Origin of the sequence: Devosia sp. WQ 349K1, from assembly GCF_016595685.1 — a bacterium.
Classification (GTDB): Bacteria; Pseudomonadota; Alphaproteobacteria; order Rhizobiales; family Devosiaceae; genus Devosia.
Genome location: NZ_JAENGO010000001.1, coordinates 254,571 through 277,278 on the forward strand (window position 1 = coordinate 254,571; position 22,708 = coordinate 277,278).

Here is a 22,708-nt window from a genome sequence, read left to right on the forward strand (position 1 = left end):
GTCCAATAAGAATTGCCCGACGAGTTTAGGCCTCGAACCGTTGCGAGAAAAGCCACAAGTCACTGGATCAAAACAAAAACGCCGGACTTCGTGAGAAGCCCGACGTTTAAAATTTTGAGTGTGCGTTTCGTCTTAAACGAGACGGCTCTGGTCCATTGCCGCAGCGATAAAGCTGGTGAACAGCGGATGCGGTTCAAATGGCTTGGACTTGAGTTCTGGATGGAACTGCACGCCGATGAACCACGGGTGATCCGTGCGCTCAACGATTTCCGGCAGCGTGCCATCTGGCGATACGCCGGAGAACAGCAGGCCGTTCTTTTCCAGAAGCTTGCGGTAGTCCATGTTTACTTCGTAGCGGTGACGATGGCGTTCGGTAATGCGAGTGGTGCCATAAATGTCCGCAACGCGCGAGCCACGAACCAGCTGAGCTGGGTAAGCGCCAAGACGCAGTGTGCCGCCGAGATCGCCATTTTCCTCGCGGGTGGCCTTCTCATTGCCCTGGACCCATTCCGTCATCATGCCGACGACAGGTTCCTTGGTCGGACCAAATTCGGTCGACGAAGCATTCTTGATGCCAGCGGTGTTCCGCGCAGCTTCAACGCAAGCCATTTGCATCCCAAAGCAGATACCGAAGTACGGAACATCCTTGGTGCGCGCAAAGCGTGCAGCTTCAATCTTGCCAGCCGCGCCACGTTCGCCGAAGCCGCCCGGCACCATAATGCCGTGAACATGCTCGAGATATGGCGATGGATCATCACGCTCGAAGACTTCCGAGTCGATCCACTGCAGGTTGACCTTCACCTTGTTGGCGATACCGCCATGGATCAGGGCTTCCGAGAGCGACTTATAGGCATCCTTGAGGCCGGTGTACTTGCCAACGATGGCAATGTTCACTTCGCCTTCTGGATTGTGGAAGCGCTTGGAGACTTCGTTCCAGGCCGTCAGATCAGGTTCTGGCGCATCGGAGATACCCAGAGCGGCCAGCACTTCGCGGTCAAGACCTTCGTTGTGATAGGCCATTGGAACGTCGTAGATCGAGGCGACATCGAGGCCCTGAATAACGGCGCTTTCACGCACGTTACAGAACAGCGACAGCTTCTTCTTTTCGCCTTCAGGGATCGGACGATCGCAACGGACCAGAAGAACGTCTGGTGCAATACCAATCGAGCGCAGTTCCTTGACGGAGTGCTGCGTCGGCTTGGTCTTGAGTTCGCCTGCGGACGGAATGTACGGCATCAGGGTCAGATGCAGATAGCAGGTGTGACCGCGCGGCAGATCATTGCCGAGCTGACGGATCGCTTCAAAGAAGGGCAAGCCTTCAATGTCACCGACAGTGCCACCGATTTCGACCAGAACGAAGTCGAAGTCTTCGTTGCCTTCGAGAACGAAATTCTTGATCGAGTCCGTAACGTGCGGGATCACCTGAACAGTCGCGCCCAGAAACTCGCCCCGGCGTTCTTTGCTCAGCAGGTCCGAATAAATTCGACCTGACGTGATGTTGTCACGCTTATTGGCCGCGCGGCCAGTGAAGCGTTCGTAGTGACCGAGATCGAGATCGGTCTCCGCGCCGTCGTCGGTGACAAACACTTCGCCGTGTTGTGTCGGCGACATCGTGCCGGGATCAATGTTGAGATAGGGGTCAAGCTTACGCAGGCGGACCTTATATCCGCGTGCTTGCAGAACAGCACCGAGTGCTGCTGAAGCGAGACCTTTGCCAAGGGAGGAAACCACGCCTCCGGTGATAAAAACGTACCGAGCCATGGGCGATCACCATAAGCATAATATTGACGATTCGCAGAGCACGTTTTCGTGCACTACACAAAAGAAACAAGGGGATGTTTCCATCCCCTTGTTCAAACTAGCCTTTCGGCAGATCAGTTACCTGTTGCAGGTGCTGCCGGAGCTTCAGCCGGAGCCACTGGGACCGGTAGGTCTGTGGTCGACTGCGCCGGAGCTGCGGGAACAGGAAGATCACCTTGCAGAGCATTCAATGCGTCAAGAACGGTCGAAGGCTGGGAGCCATCGGAGTTGGTGACAGCATTATCGAGAATGCTTGAGGTGCCGCGATCCAGCTCTGCCAGAATGGTCAGGCCGATTGCAGAAACAAAAAACAGGGTTGCCAGAATAGCGGTCGTGCGGGTCAGCAGGTTTGCCGATCCGCGCGCGGATACGAGACCCCCACCGGAGTTGCTACCGCCAATACCAAGGGCACCGCCCTCTGAGCGCTGGATCAAGATAACGACGATCAGCGCCAGCACGATCAGCAGATAGGCGACTAGCAGGACGTTGGCCATTGAACTTCTGTCTTCGCGTCATTCCGAGCATGCCAAGGCACCGCTCAGGTTGAAAAGGATGTCGGGCTCTTACACCCGTCGAACGGCAAATGCCAGCCGGTCCGTGAATTTTCAACGGAACCGAGTGGCGCTTCGCCTGATCTATACCGCCGAGATAATAGTATAGAAGTCTTTTGCCAAGAGGCTTGCGCCCCCAACGAGGCCACCATTGACGTTTTCAATGGCCAAAATCTCGCGAGCGTTCTGCGGCTTCAGCGATCCACCATAGAGAATCTGGATCGTTGCGCCGGTCTCACCGAAGCGCTCAACCAGCTGCGCACGGATAGTGTCGTGAATTTCTGCGATGTCAGCCGAGCTCGGAGTGCGACCCGTACCAATCGCCCAGATTGGCTCATAAGCCACCACAACACTGTGCTGCCCGGCCGCATCCGGCAGTGACGCTGCCAACTGTGCAGCAACAACGCTCACGGCTTGCCCAGCATCGCGCTGCGCTTCGCTTTCACCAACACAGACGATCGGCTTCAAACCTGCGCCAATTGCAGCTTCTGCCTTGGCGCGGACCATGTCATCGCTTTCGCCGTGGTCGGCACGGCGTTCAGAATGGCCCACGATCACATATTGGGCACCAGCGTCTGCCAACATTGAAACGGAAATATCGCCTGTGTGCGCGCCAGCATTTGCCGTGTGACAATCCTGTCCACCGGCCAAAATGCCACTAGAAGCACCCTGCTCCGCCACTGCATGCAACAAAGTTGCGGGCGGGCAAATGCATACCAAAGCGCGTGGAGCCTCGCCTGTCGTCAATAATTGTGCGAGTTCACTAATCTCTGAGAGGGACTGCTTGAGCCCGTTCATCTTCCAATTTCCCGCGATCAACGGTGTAATGGTGGTCAATTGAAGTGCTCCTACCTCTTGCGCCGACGAGGGGTTTGCCATAACCCCGCAAGTCGGATTGTCTCTACTCATCTGCCCTTACACGTTTGGTAAGGGACTGGGCAAGGAACTGGAACGTACGAAATGCTCGATGGTTTGCGCGGTTTTGCAAAATCTTGGCCTGGTAAGATCATGGGCGCGTTTTTGCTCGTGGGCGTCGCTGGTTTCGGGATCAACAATGTTATCCTCGATCTTGGTAGCAATACCGTAGGCCGAGTGGGCGATGAAGAGATCAGCGGCAAAGACTTTTTCCGCACCTATCAGCAGCAGCTGAACCAGCTGACACAGACCATGGGCACTATGCCGACGACCAGTCAGGCAAGCGCAATGGGCGTACCTTCCTCGGTGCTGATGCGTCTGGCTAATGAAGCTGCGATTGATTCTCTTTCCAACAGCTTTGGTCTGGGCGTCACTGAAGCCAAGCTCGCGCAGCTTCTGCGTGAAGATCCATCCTTCTTCGGCACCTTGGGCAATTTTGATCCGCAGGTTTTCCGCGCCGTGTTGCAAAACTCTGGCATGACGGAAGCCGAATATTTTGACTCCGCGACGAGCATGGCGCAGCGCGAGCAACTAACCCAGGCTATGTTTGTCCACACCAAACTGCCAAGCGTGGCCGCTGACCTCATCAACAGCTATGCCAACACCACCCGCGCTATCGACTACTTTGCGCTCACCGATGCAAATATCGAAACGCCAGCTGAGCCGACTGAAGAAGAGCTGAAGGCTTATCTCGCAGAGCATCAGAACGAATACCGCACCATCGAAACCCGTAAGGTTCGTTTGTTCGACCTGTCGATTCCGGCGCTCGCTGCGACGATCGACGTGCCGGAAGCTGACATTGCGGCCGAGTACGAAGCGACCAGCGCGAACCTGACGACCCCAGAGCAGCGCACTATTCAGCAGCTGGTTCTCAACACACCTGAACTGCAGACCGCCTTTGCAGAGGGCCTTGCCAGCGGCGCGACGTTTGAAGACCTCGTTGCTCAGGCGGGTGTAACCCCAACCACTCTCGGCACCCTGCCACGCAGCGCCATCAACGACGCTCGCCTCGGCGACGCGGCTTTCGCTCTCAACGCTGGTGAGTTCGCGATTATCCCAGGCATTGGTGGCGAACGCGCCGTCTTCGCATCAGAAATCATTGCAGAAGCCCGCCCAACGCTGGAAGAAGCCAGCGAGCAGATCAAGACCCGCCTGGCTCAGGCCAAGGCCCGTACCGAAGTCAACGAAATCCTCGATCAGGTTGAAGAACTGCGTGCAGCCTTCCAGCCACTCGACCAGATTGCCGAACGCTTCAACCTGCCGGTTTATGAAGTTGATCTCACCGCATCCGGTGCAGAGCTCTCCGTCTTGCCGAACCTTGCAAACGACGACCGCAACCGCGTTTCGCAGGCGATCTTTGCCGCGCAAATGGACAAGCTGACCCCAGCTATTCCTGTGACTGGCAACGCCCACGTTTGGTTCGACCTGCTCAACATCGCACCAGTCCGCGACGAAACCTTTGAGGAAGTGCGCGAAGAAATCACTGCAGCCATCACGCAGGAACGCGTGGAAGCGGCAATGACTGCGCTTGGCGAAGACATCGTCGCGCGTCTCGACGCCGGCGAAACGCTCTCCGACATCGCGATGAGCCTCTCGACCTTCCCGCAGATCAGCTCGCCCTTCACGCGCTTTGGCTCGGAAGATGGCACGATTGATCAGGTCACAGCCGCTGCCGTCTTCGCTGGCGGCGCTGAGCACCGCGGTACGGTCATCAATCAGAACGGCGAATTCATCGTCTTCGAAGTGATGGACAGTTCCACACCAGCAGAACCTCTGCAGGCGGAAATCGTTGATAATCTCAACGGTGAAGTCCAGAACGATCTCTTTGGCGACTTTATCAGTGCCGTACGTGATGACGCTGGCGTTCGTGTGAACGAACAGGCGATGACCAACATCATCACCCAGAACTTCGGCCAGTAACGGTTCCTTTCAACTCTCGGAAACTACAAAATGACGCCCGACTTTGCTCAGACATTCAGCGCCCAATACGACGCAGGAAAGTCTGGCATCGTCTGGCGTCGCATCGTGGCAGACCTTGAGACTCCGATCGGCACCTATCTGAAGCTGGCAGCAGACCGCACCCACACCTTCCTTTTGGAAAGTGTTCAGGACGGCACCAAGCGTGGTCGGTATTCGATTATCGGCCTACAGCCAGATCTGCTGCTCAAGGTTGAAAACGGCACAGCCTCGATCAATCGTTCGGCTCAAACCGACCCCGACGCCTTCGTCCCTGTCGACGCACTTCCGCTCGATGCTCTGCGTGATCTCGTGGCCGAAAGCGCCATCGACATGCCGAGCCAGTTGCCGCCCCAATCGGCAGGCGTCTTCGGCTATTTGGGCTATGAAATGGTGCGCTACATGGAGCTCCTGCCCAATAGCAATCCTGATGAACTCGGCACCCCTGAAGCGGTGCTGATGCGCCCATCCCTGCTGGCGATTTTCGATACGCTCAAGGACGAGCTTTACCTCACAGCACCGGTCTATGTGAAAGACGGCGTCTCGGCGGCGCAGGCGCTTGCAGCGGCCGAAGATCGTATCGATGATGCAATTGCGCGCCTGTCACGCGCTCTGCCCGCCACGCCCGCCGTCGCTGACCTTGAGTCCATTGACGTCACCAGCAACACCACCGAGGAAGAATTCTTCGGCATGGTCGCCAAGGCCAAGGACTACATCACGGCTGGCGATATTTTCCAGGTCGTCCTCAGCCAGCGATTCTCGGCTGAGTTCACCCTGCCCCCGACCGCGCTCTATCGGGCGCTGCGCCGGACCAATCCAAGCCCCTATATGTATTTCCTCGATTTCGGTGGTTTTGCCGTCGCTGGCTCCAGCCCCGAAATTCTGGTGCGCGTGCAGGATGGCGAAGTCACCATTCGTCCAATCGCAGGCACGCGTAAGCGCGGCGCGACGCCGATCCGCGATCAGGAATTGGCGGAAGAACTGCTCTCCGATCCAAAGGAATTGTCCGAGCACCTCATGCTGCTCGATCTCGGCCGCAACGACGTTGGTCGTGTCGCCAAGCCGGGCACGGTAAAAGTCACGGACAAGTTCTTCCTCGAATATTATTCCCACGTCATGCACATCGTTTCCAACGTTGTGGGTGAACTCGACCCCGTCAACGACTTCGTTGATGCGCTCTCTGCTGGCTTCCCGGCTGGCACGGTATCTGGCGCGCCAAAGGTCCGTGCGATGGAAATCATCGACGAGCTGGAACAGTCCCGTCGCGGCATTTACGGCGGTTGCGTCGGATACTTCGGCGCCGATGGCACAATGGACACCTGTATCGTCCTGCGCACCGGCATCGTGAAGGACGGCAAGCTTTACGTTCAGTCTGGGGCGGGCATTGTCGCCGACAGCAAGCCCGAACTTGAACAACTAGAATGCCAGAATAAGGCAAGAGCCCTTTTCAGCGCTGCTGAAGAAGCGCTACGATATGCAGGCGAACCGAAAGTGGGCCAATAATGCTGGCTCATTCCGTGGTTGTAGACGCAAGAGATAGGTCTGACATGGATTTTCGATGGCGAGGCTGGTGCTGAAACAGGGCGTTTCGCTTTGGCGAGAGAGCCCGGTGTTTTCGTTTTCAGACACCCTCAGGACTTGAGTGCAATGACCAAGACCCTCGTTATCGATAACTACGACAGCTTCACCTACAACCTCGTCCACTATCTTGCCGAGCTCGGCGCTGACATTACCGTCAAGCGCAATGACAAGATCACGCTCGACGAAATTGCCAAAATGACCCCCGAGGCCATCGTACTCTCGCCCGGCCCCTGCACCCCCACAGAAGCCGGTGTCTGCCTCGACGTCATCGAGCGCTTCAAGGGTGAAATCCCCATGCTCGGCGTCTGCCTCGGCCATCAGGCCATTGGTCAGGCCCTTGGCGGCGACGTTGTCCGCGCCCCGACCCTGTTCCATGGCAAGACCAGCAAGATCAACCACACCGGCAAGGGGCTTTTCCGTGGCCTCAATGCTGGGTTTGACGCCACGCGCTATCACTCGCTCATCGTTAAGGCCGACACACTGCCTGATGAGCTAGAAGTCACCGCCACCACCGATGATGGCCTGATCATGGGCATGCAGCACAAGTCGCTGCCCATTCACGGCGTGCAGTTCCACCCGGAAAGCATTGCCAGCGAAAATGGCCACGCCATGCTGCAAAACTTCCTGAACCTTGCCCGTGATTTCAACGCCCGAAAGGCTGCGTGATGGATATCAAGCAAGCTCTCGGCAAAATCGCTTCCGGTAAGGATCTCACCGGCGAAGAAATGCGCTCAGTGATGCGCATAATCATGTCCGGCGAAGCGACGGCCGCACAGACTGGCGCATTCCTCATGGGCATGCGCATCAAGGGCGAGACCTCTGGCGAAATCGCCGCTGCGGTCTCGATCCTTCGCGAAAAGATGATCCCGGTGGAAGCCCCTGAAGACGCCGTCGACATTGTCGGCACAGGCGGCGATGGTCACGGCACCCTCAATATCTCGACAGCTTCCGCCATCGTCACTGCCGCGCTCGGCGTTCCGGTGGCCAAGCATGGCAATCGCGCGCTGTCGTCCAAATCCGGCTCCTCGCAAGCGCTTGAAGCCCTCGGAATCAAGCTCGATCTGGCACCTGCCGAAATTACCCGCTGCATCACCGAAGCCGGGATCGGCTTCATGTTTGCGCCTAATCACCATCAATCGATGAAACACGTCGGCCCGGCCCGCGCTGAGCTCGGTGTGCGCACCATGTTCAACCTCTTGGGCCCACAATCGAACCCTGCTGGCGTGCGCCGTTACGTCCTCGGCGTCTTCGCTGAAGAATGGGTCGAGCCGGTCGCTCAAGCCCTTCTCGCCAACCGCGCCACCAAGGCATGGGTCGTTTATGGCTCGGATGGGCTGGACGAACTCACCATCACCGGCAAGAGTTTTGTAGGCCAAATTGCCAATGGCGACCTGCGCAGCTTTGAGGTCTATCCTGAGCAAGCGGGGCTCAAGCAGTATCCGCTGGAGGAGATTCTGGGAGGAACTCCTGAAGAGAACGCTCAGGCCATCCACGCTTTGCTGGACGGCGCACCCGGCGCATATCGTGACATCGTCCTCCTCAACGTCGCTGCGGCGATGATTGTGGCCGACAAGGCCGAAGACCTAGAACAAGGCGCTGCAATGGCCGCACATGCCATCGACAGCGGGAACGCAAAACAAACCCTCGCCCGCCTCGTGGCGGTATCGAACGGACGAGCGTGATGACTGATATTCTCAAGCAGATCGAGCATTATAAGCGCCAGGAAATTGAAGCCGCCAAAGCGGCTCGTCCTTGGAACGAGGTCGTGGCCCAAGCGCACGATCAGCCCAAGCCTCGCGGCTTCCTCAATGCGCTCAAAGCCAAGCGTCGCGCCGGCGAATACGGCCTGATCGCAGAAGTCAAAAAGGCGAGCCCCTCCAAGGGCCTCATTCGCCCCGACTTCAACCCAGCGCAACACGCCCGGGATTACGAAGCCGCTGGCGCGGCCTGTTTGTCCGTCCTCACCGACGGCCCGAGCTTTCAAGGCAAGCCAGAGTTTTTGATTGAAGCGCGCGGCGCTACAAATCTGCCGGCCCTGCGCAAAGACTTCCTCTTTGAAACCTATCAGGTCGCCGAAGCCCGCGCTTGGGGCGCGGACTGCATTCTCATCATTCTCGCGGCGGTTGGCGACGACACTGCGCGCTATCTTCTCGATAGCGCCAATGAGTGGGGCATGGACGCGCTGATCGAAGTGCATGACCAGCTTGAACTCGACCGCGCTTTGGCGCTAGACGGCAAGTTCATCGGCGTCAACAACCGCAATCTGCGCACTTTCGAGACGACCCTCGATACCACCGTCAAACTCGCCACCGGCGTTCCCGATGATGTGCTCCTCGTCAGCGAGAGCGGCATCGTCAATCACGAGCACATCAAAATGCTCGACCAGACCTGTGGGGTCACCACCTTCCTCGTGGGCGAAAGCCTGATGCGTCAGTCCGACGTCGTCGCCGCAACCCGCACCCTTCTTACCGGCAGCGCAGCTTGATGACCAAGGGCCTTACCCACCTGAATGCCAAGGGCGAGGCCCACATCGTCGACATTGGTGACAAAGCGGTTACACGCCGTCGTGCCGTCGCACAGGCGCGGCTCAATGGCGAAGCCAGCACCATCACGACCATACTCGGTGGCGGCCTTAAAAAGGGCGATGCCCTCGCCGTTGCGCGCGTTGCTGGCATTATGGCCGCGAAAAAGACCGCCGACGTCATCCCTCTCTGTCACCCGATCCCGCTAACCAAGGTTAGCGTCGAGATCGAGGGCGATAGCGACACCTCTATTCTCATTCGCGTCACCGCCGAGACCACGGGCCAGACCGGCGTCGAAATGGAAGCTCTGGTCGCCGCATCGACCACAGCATTGACCCTTTACGACATGGCAAAGGGTATCGACCGCGCCATGGTCATTTCCGACCTCTGCTTAGTGGAAAAATCCGGCGGCAAATCCGGCGATTATCAGCGCACACCATGAGCCTTCTCCCTGTCGACGACGCCCTAACCGCTATTCTTGCCCGCGTTCCTGCGGTCCAATCGGAAACAGTCGCCTTACAGGACGCTCTTGGTCGTGTGCTCGCAGGCCCAGTCATGGCCCAGCATGACCAGCCTCCTTTTGACGCCAGCGCCATGGACGGCTACGCCATGCGTGCTGCGGATGTTACCGAAACCGCCTTGTTGCGCGTCATCGGCATGTCGCAAGCGGGCGCGGGGTTTTCGGGTACAGTCGGCGCAGGCGAAGCCGTGCGCATTTTCACCGGCGCGCCCGTTCCACCCGGCGCCGATACAGTCATCATGCAGGAAGAAGCAGTGCGCGAGGGTGACTTCGTCCGCTTCACCGCCCCTGCCCGTTTTGGCCACAGCGTTCGCCCCAAGGGTAACGATTTTCACACCGGACAAGTGTTGCTGGAAGCCGGCACCCAGCTGACACCGATGCAGATCGCAGTCGCGGCCGCCGCCAATTGCGCCACGCTCAACCTCGCCCAACGACCCAAGATCGCTCTGGTCGCCACCGGCGACGAACTCGTTCTTCCCGGCAATCCACTCGGGCCAGATCAGATCGTCGCGTCGAACTCGTTTGGCCTCAGCGCTCTGCTCTCGCCTTACGCCTCGAGCGTCGACGATTTCGGCATCATCCCGGATGATGACGATGTGTTGCGTAACCGTCTTGCAGTTGTTTTTGCCAGTGAGCCCGACATTGTCATCACCACTGGTGGTGCCTCAGTCGGCGAACATGACCTCGTTCAAGGCGCGCTCAAAGACCTCGGTGTCGAACTGGATTTCTGGCGCATCAACATGCGTCCCGGCAAGCCGCTGATGTTCGGTACACGCGGCAGAACACTCGTCTTCGGGCTTCCGGGCAATCCGGTTTCGGCCATGGTCACCGCGCTCGTGTTCATCGTGCCGGCGCTCCGTCATTGGCTTGGGCAGGCTCAGGCCGAAGCCTGGACGTTACCATTGGCGGCACCAACGCCACCGAACACAGCCCGCCGCCATTTCATGCGCGCCAAGCTCATCCACACCGCTATGGGTCCGAAATTGTTACCAATTTCCCAGACCGACAGCGGCCATACATCGTCGCTCTCTCAAGCCGATATGCTGATCATCCAGCCTGAGCATGACCCTGGCCAAGCTGAAGGCGCGCTGGTCCGCGCCTTGCCGATTTAAGAGATACGCTGGCTCGCCGCTGCGGGCTTTTTCCGTCCCGTGTGCCAGCGAATTTTGATCCCCTTGGAGAGCAGCTTTAGCGCCTCCAGATAGATCCCACCCGTAACTTTGAGCGTCATCAATGGGTGCGAAAAGAACAGCGACTTCAGAACATTATCGGAAAAATCCTGCCGCGTTCCGGTGAAAGCCGCGTAAAGCAATGGCTCCCGGTTCTGCGTTTCATTGATCGCCACCATCACCCGCTCGCTCGGCAGAACCAGACGGAAATTATAGACGCAGTCCATATCGATGAAGGGCGAAACGTAAAAACCCTTCTCGGCGCTCTGTCCGATATCATCAGCGCCCAGCACATAGGTGTGCCGCTCTTTAAACGTATTATGGACCTCATAAATGGTCGCTATCCGCGCACCATTTTCATCGTCGCAATACCAGACGGTCAGCGGATTAAACACGTAACCCAAAATGCGCGGATAGCATAAAACGCGAATGCGTGTCGGCTTGGCAAACCCTGCCTCCGTCAGCTTCCCTTCTGCCCAGTCTCGAAGACTGCCACCATCTCCATGGTCCGCGTCGAGAAACGAGAACAGAGCCCGCCGATTATGCCCAAAGTGCTTGAGCGTATTGAGCACTGGCAGCTCGTCGAGATCGATGAGCAGAGAGAAAACACGGTATTTCAGCGCGTGTTTTTTGGGGCGATGGCGCTGATGCACCACCTCCCCAACATAGATCGCCGAATTGACGATTTGCGTCATGCCACCAGAGCTTCCGCCGGTGCCAGCGTAATCCGGCCAGACTGGTTCTTGACCGACCAAGGCCGTGGCAGAGAACCCATGGCTTCCGCCGCCGCAAGTCCCGACTGCAAACCATCCTCGTGGAAGCCACGGCCGAAATGCGCGCCTGCGTAGAACGTGTTCTGCAGGCCCTGAATGCGCCAGAGGTTTTCCTGCGCGTGAATGGCGGCGGAATCGAACAAGGGATGGGTGTAATCGAAACGAGCGATTTCCCCCTGCGCTTCACGCGCCGGATTGAGGGTTACAAAAATATCGTCACCCTTGAAATTCTGCAGCGCGTTCATCCAATAGGTAACGCAAAGGCTTTCGGTGTGGCCGTCATTTTCTCCGACATAATTCCAGCAGCACCAGATATTACGGCGGCGCGGCATGAAGCTTTTGTCCTTATGGACGACAGCCAAATTGTGGGTGTAGCGGAACGCACCGAGCAAAGCCTGCTCGCTCGCATCTGGCGCATCGAGCATCGCCAGAGCCTGATCCGCATGGCTGGCGATCAGAATCTTATCGAAACGATCAGAGTGCCCCGACCCGTCAATAACGGTCACCCCACGCCCGTCACGCACCACCTTGGCAACTGGCGTATTGAGCCGGATTTCGCCAGCAAATTCGCGTGCAAGCGTTTGCACGTAATTACGGCTCCCGCCTGTCACCGTGCGCCAATCGGGGCGCTGCAACAGCGTGAGCAGGCCATGGCTTTCAAAGAAGCGCACGAAGGCTAGCAGCGGGTAAGAGCGAATGTCTTCAGCGCTGGATGACCAGATCGCCGCCGCCATCGGCAGCAGATGCCCATCAACGAAAGAGTCTGAGTAGTTTTGGCGGCGTAGATATTCGTCCACGGTCAGTCCGCGAATTTCACTGCGCGAGAGATCGCGCGGCGCTTCGCGATAGAAACGCAGAATATCGCGGAACAATTGCCAGAAGCGCTTGCGGAACATGTTCCGGCGCTGACCCAACATGCCATTGAGTCCCTCACCGCAATATTCGAACTCGCCATTGTCCAGCGAAGCCGCAAACGACATCACCGTCCGCTCACTGGCCACGCCAAGGTGATCGAACATGGCTTCGAGATTGGGGTAATTCTTATTGTTATAGACGATGAACCCCGTGTCCACCGGCCCGGTGCCCGGCACGTCAATGGTGTTGGAGTGCCCACCCAAACGATCTGCCGCTTCATACAAGACGACGTCGTTGGTTTTGCTCAGGAGCCAGGCGGCCGACAATCCGGAGATACCACTCCCCACAACAGCGATCCTTTGACGGAGCGGTTGAGCGCCAGAGAACGGTGCAGGTTCGTGATACATATATAGAGGTCCCTTGAAGTGTCATCAGCACTACGCAGATACAACGCGATTGGATCATCAAAGGTGACGCAGAGCTTTCTCGCTGCCGCCATTTTTTTCCTGAGCGGCGAGTGATCCAAGTTTTATGTGATGCCGTAATTGAGGCATGACACTTGCGATTTACCCCGATACGGGACCGTGCGAGAGTGCTGCTTTTCCACCTAGCCGTAACAACATGTTACGCGCTGCAAATGGGCGTGGCCGCGTGACGAGTAATATCCCGAAAACGAGCGATGCGACAGAGAACGAGCTGGTTACCAGTTGCCTGGTAGCGGTCGCCGAAAGCCGCGACGTGGCGGCCTTACGTAAGATATTCACTCTCTATTCGCCTCGCATTCGTGCCTATCTCATCAAGCATACGCGCGACGTCCAGGCCGCCGAGGACTTGGTGCAAGAGGTCATGCTCGCCATATGGCGCAAAGCCGAGCAGTTTGACCCCATGCGCGGGTCCGCTGCTGCATGGATTTTCGCCATCGCGCGCAACACCTATATCGACGCCTGGCGCCGCCAGAAGCGTCCTGAATTCGACCTGAATGACCCTGCCCTCATGGCCGACCCGGAACCGGAGCCGACGGACATCTTAGTTCAGAGGCAACGACAAGACGCAGTTCAAAAGGCCATGCAAACTCTACCACAGGAACAGATCGACCTGATCAAGCTCTCGTTTTTCGAAGAAGCGTCGCACAGCACCATTGCCAAGCAATTGAGCTTGCCGATCGGCACCGTAAAATCCCGCATTCGCCTCGCCTTCGGGCGCCTTCGCACGGCATTGGAGGACCTGAAATGAGCCTTCATCACCACACAAGCGAAGCGCTACTGCTCGATTACGCATCCGGCAATCTGGCCGAGGGTTGGTCATTGGCAATCGCCACACACTTGGCCATGTGCCCAGAGTGCCGCCAGCGCCTCGACATCATCGAAGCCACTGCTGGCGCGCTTTTGGCCGAGATCGAGCCCGTCGCCGGTCCTGCTGACGCATGGGAAAGCTTTGCTGAACGCTTGGAAGTCGAACCCGCACCACGAGCTGCCAAACCGGTACGTGATGAACAGGTTACTGTTGGCGAAATCCCACAGCCTCTCCGCGACTATGTTGGGCGTTTCGATCAGATCAAGTGGAAGCGCATCGGCAATGCGCATCAGGTTATTTTGCCCATCAATGATGGGGAAACCATGGTTCGCCTGCTGCGCATCCCTGCGGGCAAGCCTGTCCCTGAACACAGCCATGGCGGGCGCGAGCTCACACTCGTTCTCCAAGGCAGTTTTCACGATGAAGTAGATCGTTTCGGTCCCGGCGATCTTGAAGAAGCAGACGGCTCCCTCACGCACCAGCCCATCGCGGGCACGGACATGGACTGTATCTGCCTAGCGGTTACTGACGCACCGCTCAAATTTAGCTCGCGACTGGTTCGCTTTATGCAACCGTACCTCGGCATCTAAGGAGTGCAAAATGGCTGGTTTCTCTATCGGCACGCTGTTAGCGGCCTATTTCGGCGCGGCTGCGTTATTCTTCGCGGTTGATTTTGTCTGGCTCGGCTTCCTCGCTATCGGTTTTTACCGCAGCGAGATCGGCCACCTTCTGCTCGATAAGCCGAACATGACCGCAGCAGTGGTGTTCTACCTCTTCTATGTGATCGGGATTGTCGGCTTCGCCATTTTGCCGGCCCTCAACGCCAATTCTTGGGTTTGGGCTCTGGTCGCTGGCGTTGCACTGGGTCTGATTGCCTATGGCACATACGACTTCACCAATCTGGCGACACTGAAGGATTGGTCTTGGAAGGTAACCGTTGTCGACCTGATTTGGGGCGGCGCAATCACTGGTGGCGCCGCCGTTGCAGGTTACTTCGCCGCGCGGCTCACTGTTTGAGCCGCTTGGTCAAGGCAAACGAAATGGGTTTTGGCAGCCATGCCAGAACCCGCAAAGGCCAGATCAGCCGACGCGGGAAAGCGATCTCAAAGTGCTTACCCTTAAGCCCCTTCAAGATCCGCTGTGCCGCAGCTTCGGGCTCCAGAATGAACGGCATCTCAAAGTTATTCTGATCGGTCAGACGGGTCCGAACAAAGCCCGGCGTAATCAACCGCACATCGACATTGGGCTCCAGCTCAACGCGCAGGCTCTGCGCCAGATTGACGATCCCAGCCTTCGTCGCTGAATAGACCTGCCCATTGGGCAATCCAAAAATCGCTGCAGCCGAACCAAAGAGCGCCAATTGCCCGCCGGGCTTGAGGTTCTTCGCGCCAACACGCGCAACATTATAGGTCCCGGTTAAATTGGCGACGATAATGTCTTCGGCCTTTTTCTGGTCCGCTGCCAGCACCGGGCCGGGATCATAGATCGCCGCCGTTGTGATGATGCAGTCGAAAGGCCCATGCGCCTTAGCCGCGTCTTCAAGCGATTGCGGATCAACCACATCGGCAACCACAAAACTATGCCGAGGCCCGAGAATAGAGACCACTTTCTCTAGCGCCTCGGCATTGCGCCCACTGATGGTAACCTCGGCCCCATCGTCGGCATAGGCCTGCGCAAGTGCTGCACCGATCCCGCTACTGCCACCAATAATCCAAACTTTTTGGATGTTCGCCATCGCGTAATATCTCCTGTGTCAGAGACACTACGCAGCTGGCTCGAGGATGGATGCTTAGGCGGCCGATATTATCGGCGGTCTAAGCGCTACAACCTCACAATCGCGCCCCGTCAGTGTCAAATGCCAATGCGGCCCCAGCCTCTATGCCGACATCTATTTGCGCACCATTGGTGATCTTTGCGTGACCCTTTTGTTGAATGGTCAGCTTCGTCTCACCATCACTGCCGACGGCATAAACATAGGAAACGCCACCGAGCTGCTCGACCACCTGCGCAGTTGCCGTCAGGCGTTCGCCACTCTCCTCGACCGCGCAGAAATGCTCGGGCCGTATGCCAATTGTTACCTTTTGCCCAAGCGCTGCTTTTCCGCTCCGCTGTCTGACGGTGATGGAACTGCGGTCAAAGCCGCCAAGCGCTACACGCAGCACATCGCCCGCGATCTCGCTAACCGTTCCGCCCAAAAAATTCATGCGCGGCGAGCCAATAAATCCAGCGACGAAAACATTGTCCGGATTGTCATAAAGCTCAATCGGGCTCCCCTCCTGCTCGATCCGCCCAGCGCGCAGCACCACGATCCGATCCGCCAGCGTCATGGCCTCGACCTGGTCGTGGGTCACATAGATCATGGTCGCCCCAAGCTGCTGATGAAGCTTGGCGATCTCGATCCGCATCTGCACACGAAGCTCTGCGTCGAGGTTCGAGAGCGGCTCGTCGAATAGGAAAGCTTTGGGTTGCCGGACAATCGCCCGACCGATTGCAACGCGTTGGCGCTGTCCGCCCGAAAGCTGTCTCGGCTTGCGGTCCAGCAGTTCATCCAGCTCCAGAATGCGCGCCGCTTCCTCGACACGCTTGGCCACATCCTCTTTCGGCATGCCGCCCATCCGCAGGCCAAAACCAAGATTCTGCGAAACAGTCATGTGCGGATAGAGCGCATAGGACTGAAACACCATGGCGACGCCGCGCTCGGATGGGTCAAAATCGGTAACATCCTCGCCACCGATCATCACCTGACCAGAACTCGGTTCTTCAAGCCCCGAAATGGTGCGCAAGAGGGTAGATTTTCCGCAGCCTGATGGCCCGACAAATACGACGAACTCGCCATCAGCGACATCGAGATCGACGTCTTTTAGAACGCTCACGAGACCGAACTGCTTGCTGATGCCGCGTAACTTAAGATCTGCCAAAGTCCCCTCCCGGACAGTCGATACTGACGCTTGACCCTTGGACAAAAGGCGATCCTCCCTCACCTAACGCCAAGAAAATCCACATTATATTCGCCTGAGCAATTTCAATTACAGGGAGTGCAACTTACCCCAGAAACCGAACAACGCCGTGCCCCGGCAATTATTGACGCTCAATGCAATTACACAATCGAAACAACACATTATCCAAAAGATAACCTCTACTGAACATCAACAACAACCATTACGATCATCTCAATTCAGGCACTGCATTCATTTAATGAGGTACGTTCCTCTTGCCAGAGTTAATAATGGATGCTTAAAAATATCAAGCGGGACTTCGGCGCGGCCGAGCTCGTAAACGGACGCTAATCTCGGGAGAAGGTTACCGTCCGATTGGAGGAGGGATTACCAATGAAGATGATTGCGCTCGCCGCAATGCTGAGCATTGCCGTGATTATTCCAGTGCAGGCTCAGACAATTGTCCGACACCTGCACATTGCGTCCATTCCGGCAGAAGTGGACTTAATGAACAAGGCAGTTGCGGAATTTGAAGCCGCCAACCCCGACATCAAGGTCGAGCTGCCATTTCTGGAAAACGAAGCTTTTAAGGCTAAGCTAACCACACTTTTACAATCGGCTGATGCGCCAGACGTGTTCCACTCTTGGGGCGGCGGCGTGTTCTATGAGCAGGCCGCAGCGGGCGTATTGCGTCCCGTTGAAGATGTCATGACCCAAGAGGCCAAGGACAATCAGGGCACCGCTGGCGTATCCGCTTTCACCTACTCAGATGGCCACCTCTATGGTGCGGCACGCGACGTCGGTGAAGTTGTGTTGTGGTACAACAAAGCCCTGTTCGAGCAAGCCGGTGTCGATCCTGCCAGCATGGAATCTTGGGAGGGATTCCTTGCGGGTGTTCAGAGCCTAAAGGATGCTGGAATTACCCCGATCTCGGTCGGCGCTAAGGACAAGTGGCCTGCCCACTTCTGGTGGTCCAAGTTCGTCGTCCGCCTCGCCGGCAAAGATAGCTTTGAAGCAGCTGCACGTGGCGAAGGCGACGGTTTCGCTGGCGAAGATTTCGTCAAGGCAGGTGAGTACTTCCTTCAGCTCGCTGAGCTCGAACCTTGGCAGGACGGGTTCCTCGCCGCGGGTTACGGCGACGCGTCTGGCTACTTTGGCGACGGCAAGGCCGCAATGCACCTCATGGGTGACTGGGACTATGCCTCCGCCAAGGACAACTCGGCTTCCAAGGCAGGTATTCCAGACGACCAACTCGGCATTCTGCCATTCCCGACCATTCCAGGCGGTAAGGGCGATCCAACCGACACGCTGGGCGGGCTTTCTGGCTACCTCTTCCACAAAAACGCCTCTGATGCGTCTGTGAAGTGGATTGAGTATTTTAACTCCGCCGAGGTTCAGAAGCGCTTTGCTGATGCGGGCTTCTATATCCCCATCGCCAAGACCGCTGCCGATGGCATGACCAATCCATTCAAGGCACAAATCGCCCAGAACATTGGTAACGCCCACTGGCACGCCCTCTTCTTCGATCAGGCCTTGGGTCCGAACGTTGGCGGGGTCGTCAATGATATTTCGGCTGAATTGGCTGCCAATGCGCTGAGCGCGCAGGAAGCCGCCGAGATGATCCGCGACGCTGTCGCTGACGGCCTATAACGCGATCGAAGGGCGGGGGTAACCTCGCCCTTTTCATTGCCGTAACATCATTGTTCTGCGTTCAGGTTTGAGCGTCTCTGGGGAGGAGTTGCCGATGACCACTGTCGCTGCCCCATTTGAAATTGGTCAAAATTCTACCGCGCGAAAACAGCGTTATGCGGATCGCAAAAGTCTGATCCCGCTGCTGATTTTCCTACCGCCTGCGCTAATCCTCTTCACTGTCTTCGTTGTCCTGCCGATGGTCGATGCGGCGAGCTTTTCCTTTTTCAAATGGAACGGTTACGGACCGCTGACCGATTTTGTCGGCCTCAAAAACTATGAAGACGTGATCACGCACCGCAATTTTGGGACAGCTGTCCGCAATAGCTTGCTGGTTGTCGCGGTATCGCTCGCCATCCAGCTACCGCTGGCCATGTGGTGCGCCATCGCGCTCGCTGAAAAAGCCTGGCACATCAACGTTCTGCGCACGCTATTTTTCCTGCCCTATATGCTCGCCGAAGTCGCCGCAGGGCTGATCTGGAAATTTGTTTACGACGGAAATTACGGCGTTCTGCCGATCATCGGTGACACATTTGGTACCAAACTACCCCACGTGCTCGGCGACAAGCTCTGGGTCATCCCCGCCATCATGCTGGTGATCACATGGAAGTACTTTGGCTTCCACATGATGATTTACATCGCCGGGCTCCAATCCATTCCCAACGAAGTAGTGGAAGCGGCACGCCTCGATGGGGTGAAAAAATGGCAGATCGTTCGTCACATCAAACTGCCGATGATCCGTTCAGCGATCGTCATCTCCGTGTTCTTTGCGATCACAGGCGCTCTGCAGCTCTTTGATCTCATCATTCCCCTGAGCAATGGCGGCCCGTCACACGCCAGCCACACCATAGTGACCTTCCTCTACCAGTTCGGCATCTTGCGCATGAACCTTGGCTTCGGTGGCGCCGTCAGCGTGCTGCTGTTCATCGCCTGCGTGATCGTCGCTGTCAGCTATCGCCGTATTCTGTTCAAAGTGGAGCAGAGCTAATGGGCACCCACACACGCAAACGCCGCCCGCTCATCTCGCCCATCCAGTGGATCACCCTCGGGATCGTCGCTCTCTTCGTCATCGTCCCCTTTTACGCCACAGCGCTGGGCGGTTTTAAGGAAGTCGGGGAGTTACGGGTCAATCCGTTCGGCATGCCCGCCAGCTGGGATCCGTGGCGCTTCACTGAAGTACTCTTCGGGCCGCGCTATTTCTCATCGCTGGGCAACTCGATCTTCATCGCCATCGGCACCGTCCTGCTCTCAACCCTCGTTGCCTCCATGGCAGCCTTTGCCCTCGCCCACATAAAATTCTTCGGGCGTCAGTTCATCCTTGGTTACCTGATGCTGGGCCTATTATTCCCTGCCGCAACCGGCATTCTGCCGCTCTTCATCAAGATGCGCGATCTCGGCATGCTCGATAGCCAATGGGGTATTGTCATTGTCCAAGTGGCGTTCAGCGTGTCCTTCTCGGTTCTGCTGTTCCATAACTTTTTCAAAGAACTACCCAAGGAACTGATCGACGCCGCACGCATGGATAATTGCGGCTATATCCGCATCTATTGGTACATCACCCTGCCCCTCTGCGTGCCGATCATCGCCACCGTTGGGGTGTTCAACTTCGTCGGGAGCTGGAACAGCTTCCTGCTCCCGCTCATCATGTTGAACTCAGAGGCTAAATATACTTGGCCCTTGGGCATCATGCAGTATCAGGGACAATACGGAACCGACTGGCCACGCGTTCTGGCCTATCTATCCCTCTCTATTCTGCCCGCCATCGTCTTCTTCCTCGCGGCCCAGCGCTACGTCATCTCGGGCCTCACAGGCGGAGCCGTTAAGGGCTAATGCAAACGAAAAGGCCGGCCTCAAAACTGAGACCGGCCTTTTCAATTCAACAAGTGCGTCCGCTTAAACCTGCGGCACAACCTTGCTCGCATCGATCTGGCTTGGACGGCCAGCGATGTTCAGCTTGGCAACACGCGGTTCAGTCCGCGAGATCACCTTGCCACCCTTGATAACAGCCAGACGCGTTGCCTTGAGACGGATCGCCTCAATGCTATCGGACGCCTGCAGCAGCACCATGTCGGCCTTGCAGCCCACATCGACGCCATAGCCTTCCAGATGCATGATCTTGGCCGGGCTCGTGGTCACAGCCTCAAAGCACTGGCGCATAGCCGCGCGGCTTGTCATCTGGGCAACGTGCAGGCCCATATCCGCAACTTCGAGCATGTCTGCGTGGTTGAGCGAATACCATGGGTCCATCACGCAATCCTGACCGAATGCGCTGGTGATGCCGTAGGTCAGCATTTCCGGGAAGCGGTTCATGCCGCGACGCTTCGGATAGGTGTCGTGACGACCCTGAATAACGATGTTGATGCGTGGGTTCGCGGTCGCCGCAATCCCCGCCTCTGCCATCATCGGCAGCAGCTTGGACACATAGTAATTGTCCATGGAGTGCATCGAGGTCAGGTGCGAGGCATTCACACGACCATTGAGACCTAGACGCTGGGTTTCATAGGTCAGCGCTTCGATGTGGCGCGAATTCGGATCGTCGGTTTCGTCGCAATGGATATCAACCAGCAGACCACGCTTTTCGGCGATCTCGCAGAGCGCCTTCATGCTCGCTGCGCCATCGGCCATGGTGCGTTCAAAGTGCGGAATGCCGCCAACAATATCGACGCCCATGTCGAGCGCACGGTCGAGCAGGTCGACAGCACCCGGGTAGCGATAGTAGCCGTCCTGCGGGAAGGCGACGAGCTGTAAGTCGATATATGGCGCGACAAGGCGCTTCACTTCCAACAGCGCTTCAACGCCCAGAAGGCGTTCATCGCAAATATCGACGTGCGTACGGATCGCCAGCAGCCCCTGCGACACCGCAAGGTCGCAATAGGCCAGCGCGCGCTCGATGACAGCTTCTTGGGTAAGAAGAGGCTTCAGCTCACCCCAGATCTTGATGCCGTCGAGCAGCAGTCCGCTTTCGTTCATACGCGGCATGCCGAGCGAGAGCGTCGCGTCCATGTGGAAGTGAACGTCAACAAACGGCGGCGCAACCAGCTGATTGCCCGCGTCGATGGTTTCACCCGCTTCGCCACCGAGGTTCTTCTCAATGGCGGTAATGCGGCCGTCCTTAACGCCGATATCCACACCAGTGCGGCCATCAGGAAGGTTGGCATTCGTAATCTTGAGATCGAACATAAGTGTACTCGCAGAAAATTAGTGACGCTGGCCTTTGAACCATGGCTGCAGCAGCGCGCGCGGGTAGTCCGCACGACGAGCAACCAGAACCAAGGCAACGATGGACAGCAAATAGGGCAGCATCAGGAAGACCTGCCCCGGAACGACTTGGCCAATTTCGGCCTGGAGACGGATTTGGAAGGCATCGAAAGCGCCGAACAGCAGTGCGCCGAGCAGAGCCTTGCCCGGCTGCCAGGAGGCGAACACGACCAGCGCAATACAGATCCAGCCACGACCATTGACCATGCCAAAGAAGAAAGCATCGAACGCCGACATGGTGAGAAACGCGCCGCCCAGAGCCATGAGCGACGAGCCCACAACAACGGCCCCAATACGCAGCGCCTGCACCGACAGCCCCTGCGCTTCAACCGAAGCAGGGTTGTCGCCGACAGCGCGGATCGCCAGCCCAAGCGGGGTGCGGTAGAGCACGAAAGCCACAAGGATCACGAAGGCAATCGCCAGCATGGTCAGCGACGTCTGCTGGAACAGCGCCGGACCAATAAACGGCAGATCCGACAACACTGGAATATCGAGCGGCTGGAACGGGGTGATGCGCGGTGGCGACGTCACTTCCGGCAGCGCCGTACGATAGGTGAAGTACGAAAGGCTTGTCGCGAGCAGCGTAATGCCAATGCCCGACACGTGCTGCGACAGTCCCAGAATGACTGTCAGCCCGGCATGCAGCAGGCCAAACACCGCGCCGACCAACATGGCCACAATCACGCCACCCCAAAGCCCCGCGCCGAGGTAAACAGCGAGCCAGCCCGCCATTGCCCCCGCCACGAAGATGCCCTCAATACCAAGATTGAGCACACCTGCCCGCTCACAGATCAACGCGCCCAGCACACCAAAAATCAGCGGTGTCGCGATGCGCAGAGCTGCAGCCCAGAAATTGGCCGAGCTGATAATGTCAAATACGACGTCCATTC

22 protein-coding genes are annotated in these 22,708 nt (G+C 57.4%); 13 read left to right on the forward strand and 9 right to left on the reverse strand.

The window, feature by feature from the left end; genetic code table 11:
• Positions 1-132 precede the first annotated feature (132 nt).
• The 3 genes from JHL21_RS01090 to tpiA form a co-directional block, all read right to left on the reverse strand.
• On the reverse strand, positions 133-1,761 hold the full coding sequence (locus JHL21_RS01090; protein WP_169193917.1) for a CTP synthase: 1,629 nt from the start codon (positions 1,759-1,761) through the stop codon (positions 133-135).
• Positions 1,762-1,874: 113 nt separating this feature from the next.
• Entirely contained in the window at positions 1,875-2,294 is a 420-nt protein-coding gene (gene secG / locus JHL21_RS01095; RefSeq protein WP_200211419.1) for a preprotein translocase subunit SecG, read from the reverse strand.
• Positions 2,295-2,435: 141 nt separating this feature from the next.
• The gene (gene tpiA / locus JHL21_RS01100; RefSeq protein ID WP_302052346.1) at positions 2,436-3,188 is read right to left on the reverse strand and encodes a triose-phosphate isomerase; all 753 of its coding nucleotides are present in this window, start codon (positions 3,186-3,188) and stop codon (positions 2,436-2,438) included.
• 123 nt (positions 3,189-3,311) lie between these two features.
• Here tpiA and JHL21_RS01105 point away from each other — a divergent pair, with 123 nt between their 5' ends.
• The 7 genes from JHL21_RS01105 to glp all read left to right on the forward strand — a co-directional run bounded on the left by JHL21_RS01105 (position 3,312) and on the right by glp (position 10,957).
• Complete coding sequence (locus JHL21_RS01105; RefSeq protein WP_200211421.1) at positions 3,312-5,186, forward strand: peptidylprolyl isomerase; 1,875 nt, start codon at positions 3,312-3,314, stop codon at positions 5,184-5,186.
• A gap of 30 nt (positions 5,187-5,216) precedes the next feature.
• On the forward strand, positions 5,217-6,725 hold the full coding sequence (gene trpE, locus JHL21_RS01110) for an anthranilate synthase component I (RefSeq protein ID WP_200211422.1): 1,509 nt from the start codon (positions 5,217-5,219) through the stop codon (positions 6,723-6,725).
• A gap of 144 nt (positions 6,726-6,869) precedes the next feature.
• Positions 6,870-7,469, forward strand: coding sequence for an aminodeoxychorismate/anthranilate synthase component II (locus JHL21_RS01115; RefSeq protein ID WP_200211423.1), 600 nt, complete (start codon positions 6,870-6,872; stop codon positions 7,467-7,469).
• A complete protein-coding gene (gene trpD, locus JHL21_RS01120) occupies positions 7,469-8,485 on the forward strand; it encodes an anthranilate phosphoribosyltransferase (protein ID WP_210338822.1) in 1,017 nt (338 codons plus the stop codon). The genes JHL21_RS01115 and trpD overlap by 1 nt, the downstream gene beginning before the upstream one ends.
• A complete protein-coding gene (trpC, locus tag JHL21_RS01125; RefSeq protein WP_169193924.1) occupies positions 8,485-9,288 on the forward strand; it encodes an indole-3-glycerol phosphate synthase TrpC in 804 nt (267 codons plus the stop codon). Before trpD ends, trpC begins: the two co-directional genes overlap by 1 nt.
• Positions 9,288-9,767 (forward strand): cyclic pyranopterin monophosphate synthase MoaC, encoded by a 480-nt coding sequence (gene moaC / locus JHL21_RS01130; protein WP_169193925.1) that lies wholly within the window; start codon positions 9,288-9,290, stop codon positions 9,765-9,767. Before trpC ends, moaC begins: the two co-directional genes overlap by 1 nt.
• Positions 9,764-10,957, forward strand: coding sequence for a gephyrin-like molybdotransferase Glp (glp, locus tag JHL21_RS01135; RefSeq protein WP_200211425.1), 1,194 nt, complete (start codon positions 9,764-9,766; stop codon positions 10,955-10,957). Before moaC ends, glp begins: the two co-directional genes overlap by 4 nt.
• On the opposite strand, the gene JHL21_RS01140 is transcribed toward glp, so the two are convergent.
• Together JHL21_RS01140 and JHL21_RS01145 are read right to left on the reverse strand one after the other, a co-directional pair.
• Positions 10,954-11,709, reverse strand: a complete 756-nt coding sequence (locus tag JHL21_RS01140) for a DUF1365 domain-containing protein (protein ID WP_200211426.1) — start codon at positions 11,707-11,709, stop codon at positions 10,954-10,956. The two genes, glp and JHL21_RS01140, sit on opposite strands and share 4 nt — an antisense overlap.
• A complete protein-coding gene (locus tag JHL21_RS01145; RefSeq protein ID WP_200211429.1) occupies positions 11,706-13,049 on the reverse strand; it encodes an NAD(P)/FAD-dependent oxidoreductase in 1,344 nt (447 codons plus the stop codon). Before JHL21_RS01145 ends, JHL21_RS01140 begins: the two co-directional genes overlap by 4 nt.
• 244 nt (positions 13,050-13,293) lie before the next feature.
• On the opposite strand from JHL21_RS01145, the gene JHL21_RS01150 reads away from it, so the two are divergent.
• From JHL21_RS01150 to JHL21_RS01160, 3 genes are read left to right on the forward strand one after another with little or no spacing between them, the layout of a single operon-like run.
• Positions 13,294-13,875: a sigma-70 family RNA polymerase sigma factor gene (locus JHL21_RS01150; protein ID WP_349236778.1), complete on the forward strand. Its 582-nt coding sequence runs from the start codon at positions 13,294-13,296 to the stop codon at positions 13,873-13,875.
• Positions 13,872-14,525 carry a ChrR family anti-sigma-E factor gene (locus JHL21_RS01155; protein ID WP_200211434.1) on the forward strand — a complete coding sequence of 218 codons (654 nt, stop codon included), beginning with the start codon at positions 13,872-13,874 and terminating at the stop codon, positions 14,523-14,525. Before JHL21_RS01150 ends, JHL21_RS01155 begins: the two co-directional genes overlap by 4 nt.
• 10 nt (positions 14,526-14,535) lie before the next feature.
• Complete coding sequence (locus JHL21_RS01160) at positions 14,536-14,952, forward strand: DUF2177 family protein (RefSeq protein ID WP_200211435.1); 417 nt, start codon at positions 14,536-14,538, stop codon at positions 14,950-14,952.
• On the opposite strand, the gene JHL21_RS01165 is transcribed toward JHL21_RS01160, so the two are convergent.
• Both JHL21_RS01165 and JHL21_RS01170 read right to left on the reverse strand, forming a co-directional pair.
• A complete protein-coding gene (locus JHL21_RS01165; protein ID WP_200211440.1) occupies positions 14,942-15,670 on the reverse strand; it encodes an SDR family oxidoreductase in 729 nt (242 codons plus the stop codon). The genes JHL21_RS01160 and JHL21_RS01165 overlap by 11 nt on opposite strands.
• Positions 15,671-15,764: 94 nt before the next feature.
• Complete coding sequence (locus JHL21_RS01170; RefSeq protein ID WP_200211441.1) at positions 15,765-16,853, reverse strand: ABC transporter ATP-binding protein; 1,089 nt, start codon at positions 16,851-16,853, stop codon at positions 15,765-15,767.
• A 411-nt stretch (positions 16,854-17,264) separates the two neighbouring features.
• Between JHL21_RS01170 and JHL21_RS01175 the strand changes: the two genes are divergently transcribed.
• The 3 genes from JHL21_RS01175 to JHL21_RS01185 all read left to right on the forward strand — a co-directional run bounded on the left by JHL21_RS01175 (position 17,265) and on the right by JHL21_RS01185 (position 20,390).
• Complete coding sequence (locus tag JHL21_RS01175; RefSeq protein WP_200211442.1) at positions 17,265-18,521, forward strand: extracellular solute-binding protein; 1,257 nt, start codon at positions 17,265-17,267, stop codon at positions 18,519-18,521.
• A 94-nt stretch (positions 18,522-18,615) separates the two neighbouring features.
• Complete coding sequence (locus tag JHL21_RS01180) at positions 18,616-19,548, forward strand: carbohydrate ABC transporter permease (RefSeq protein WP_200211443.1); 933 nt, start codon at positions 18,616-18,618, stop codon at positions 19,546-19,548.
• Positions 19,548-20,390, forward strand: a complete 843-nt coding sequence (locus JHL21_RS01185; protein WP_200211445.1) for a carbohydrate ABC transporter permease — start codon at positions 19,548-19,550, stop codon at positions 20,388-20,390. The genes JHL21_RS01180 and JHL21_RS01185 overlap by 1 nt, the downstream gene beginning before the upstream one ends.
• Positions 20,391-20,453: 63 nt before the next feature.
• Here JHL21_RS01185 and JHL21_RS01190 read toward each other — a convergent pair whose 3' ends face one another.
• Positions 20,454-21,740 carry an amidohydrolase family protein gene (locus tag JHL21_RS01190; protein WP_200211447.1) on the reverse strand — a complete coding sequence of 429 codons (1,287 nt, stop codon included), beginning with the start codon at positions 21,738-21,740 and terminating at the stop codon, positions 20,454-20,456.
• A gap of 18 nt (positions 21,741-21,758) precedes the next feature.
• On the reverse strand, positions 21,759-22,706 hold the full coding sequence (locus JHL21_RS01195) for an ABC transporter permease (protein ID WP_199530445.1): 948 nt from the start codon (positions 22,704-22,706) through the stop codon (positions 21,759-21,761).
• Positions 22,707-22,708: the final 2 nt, after the last annotated feature.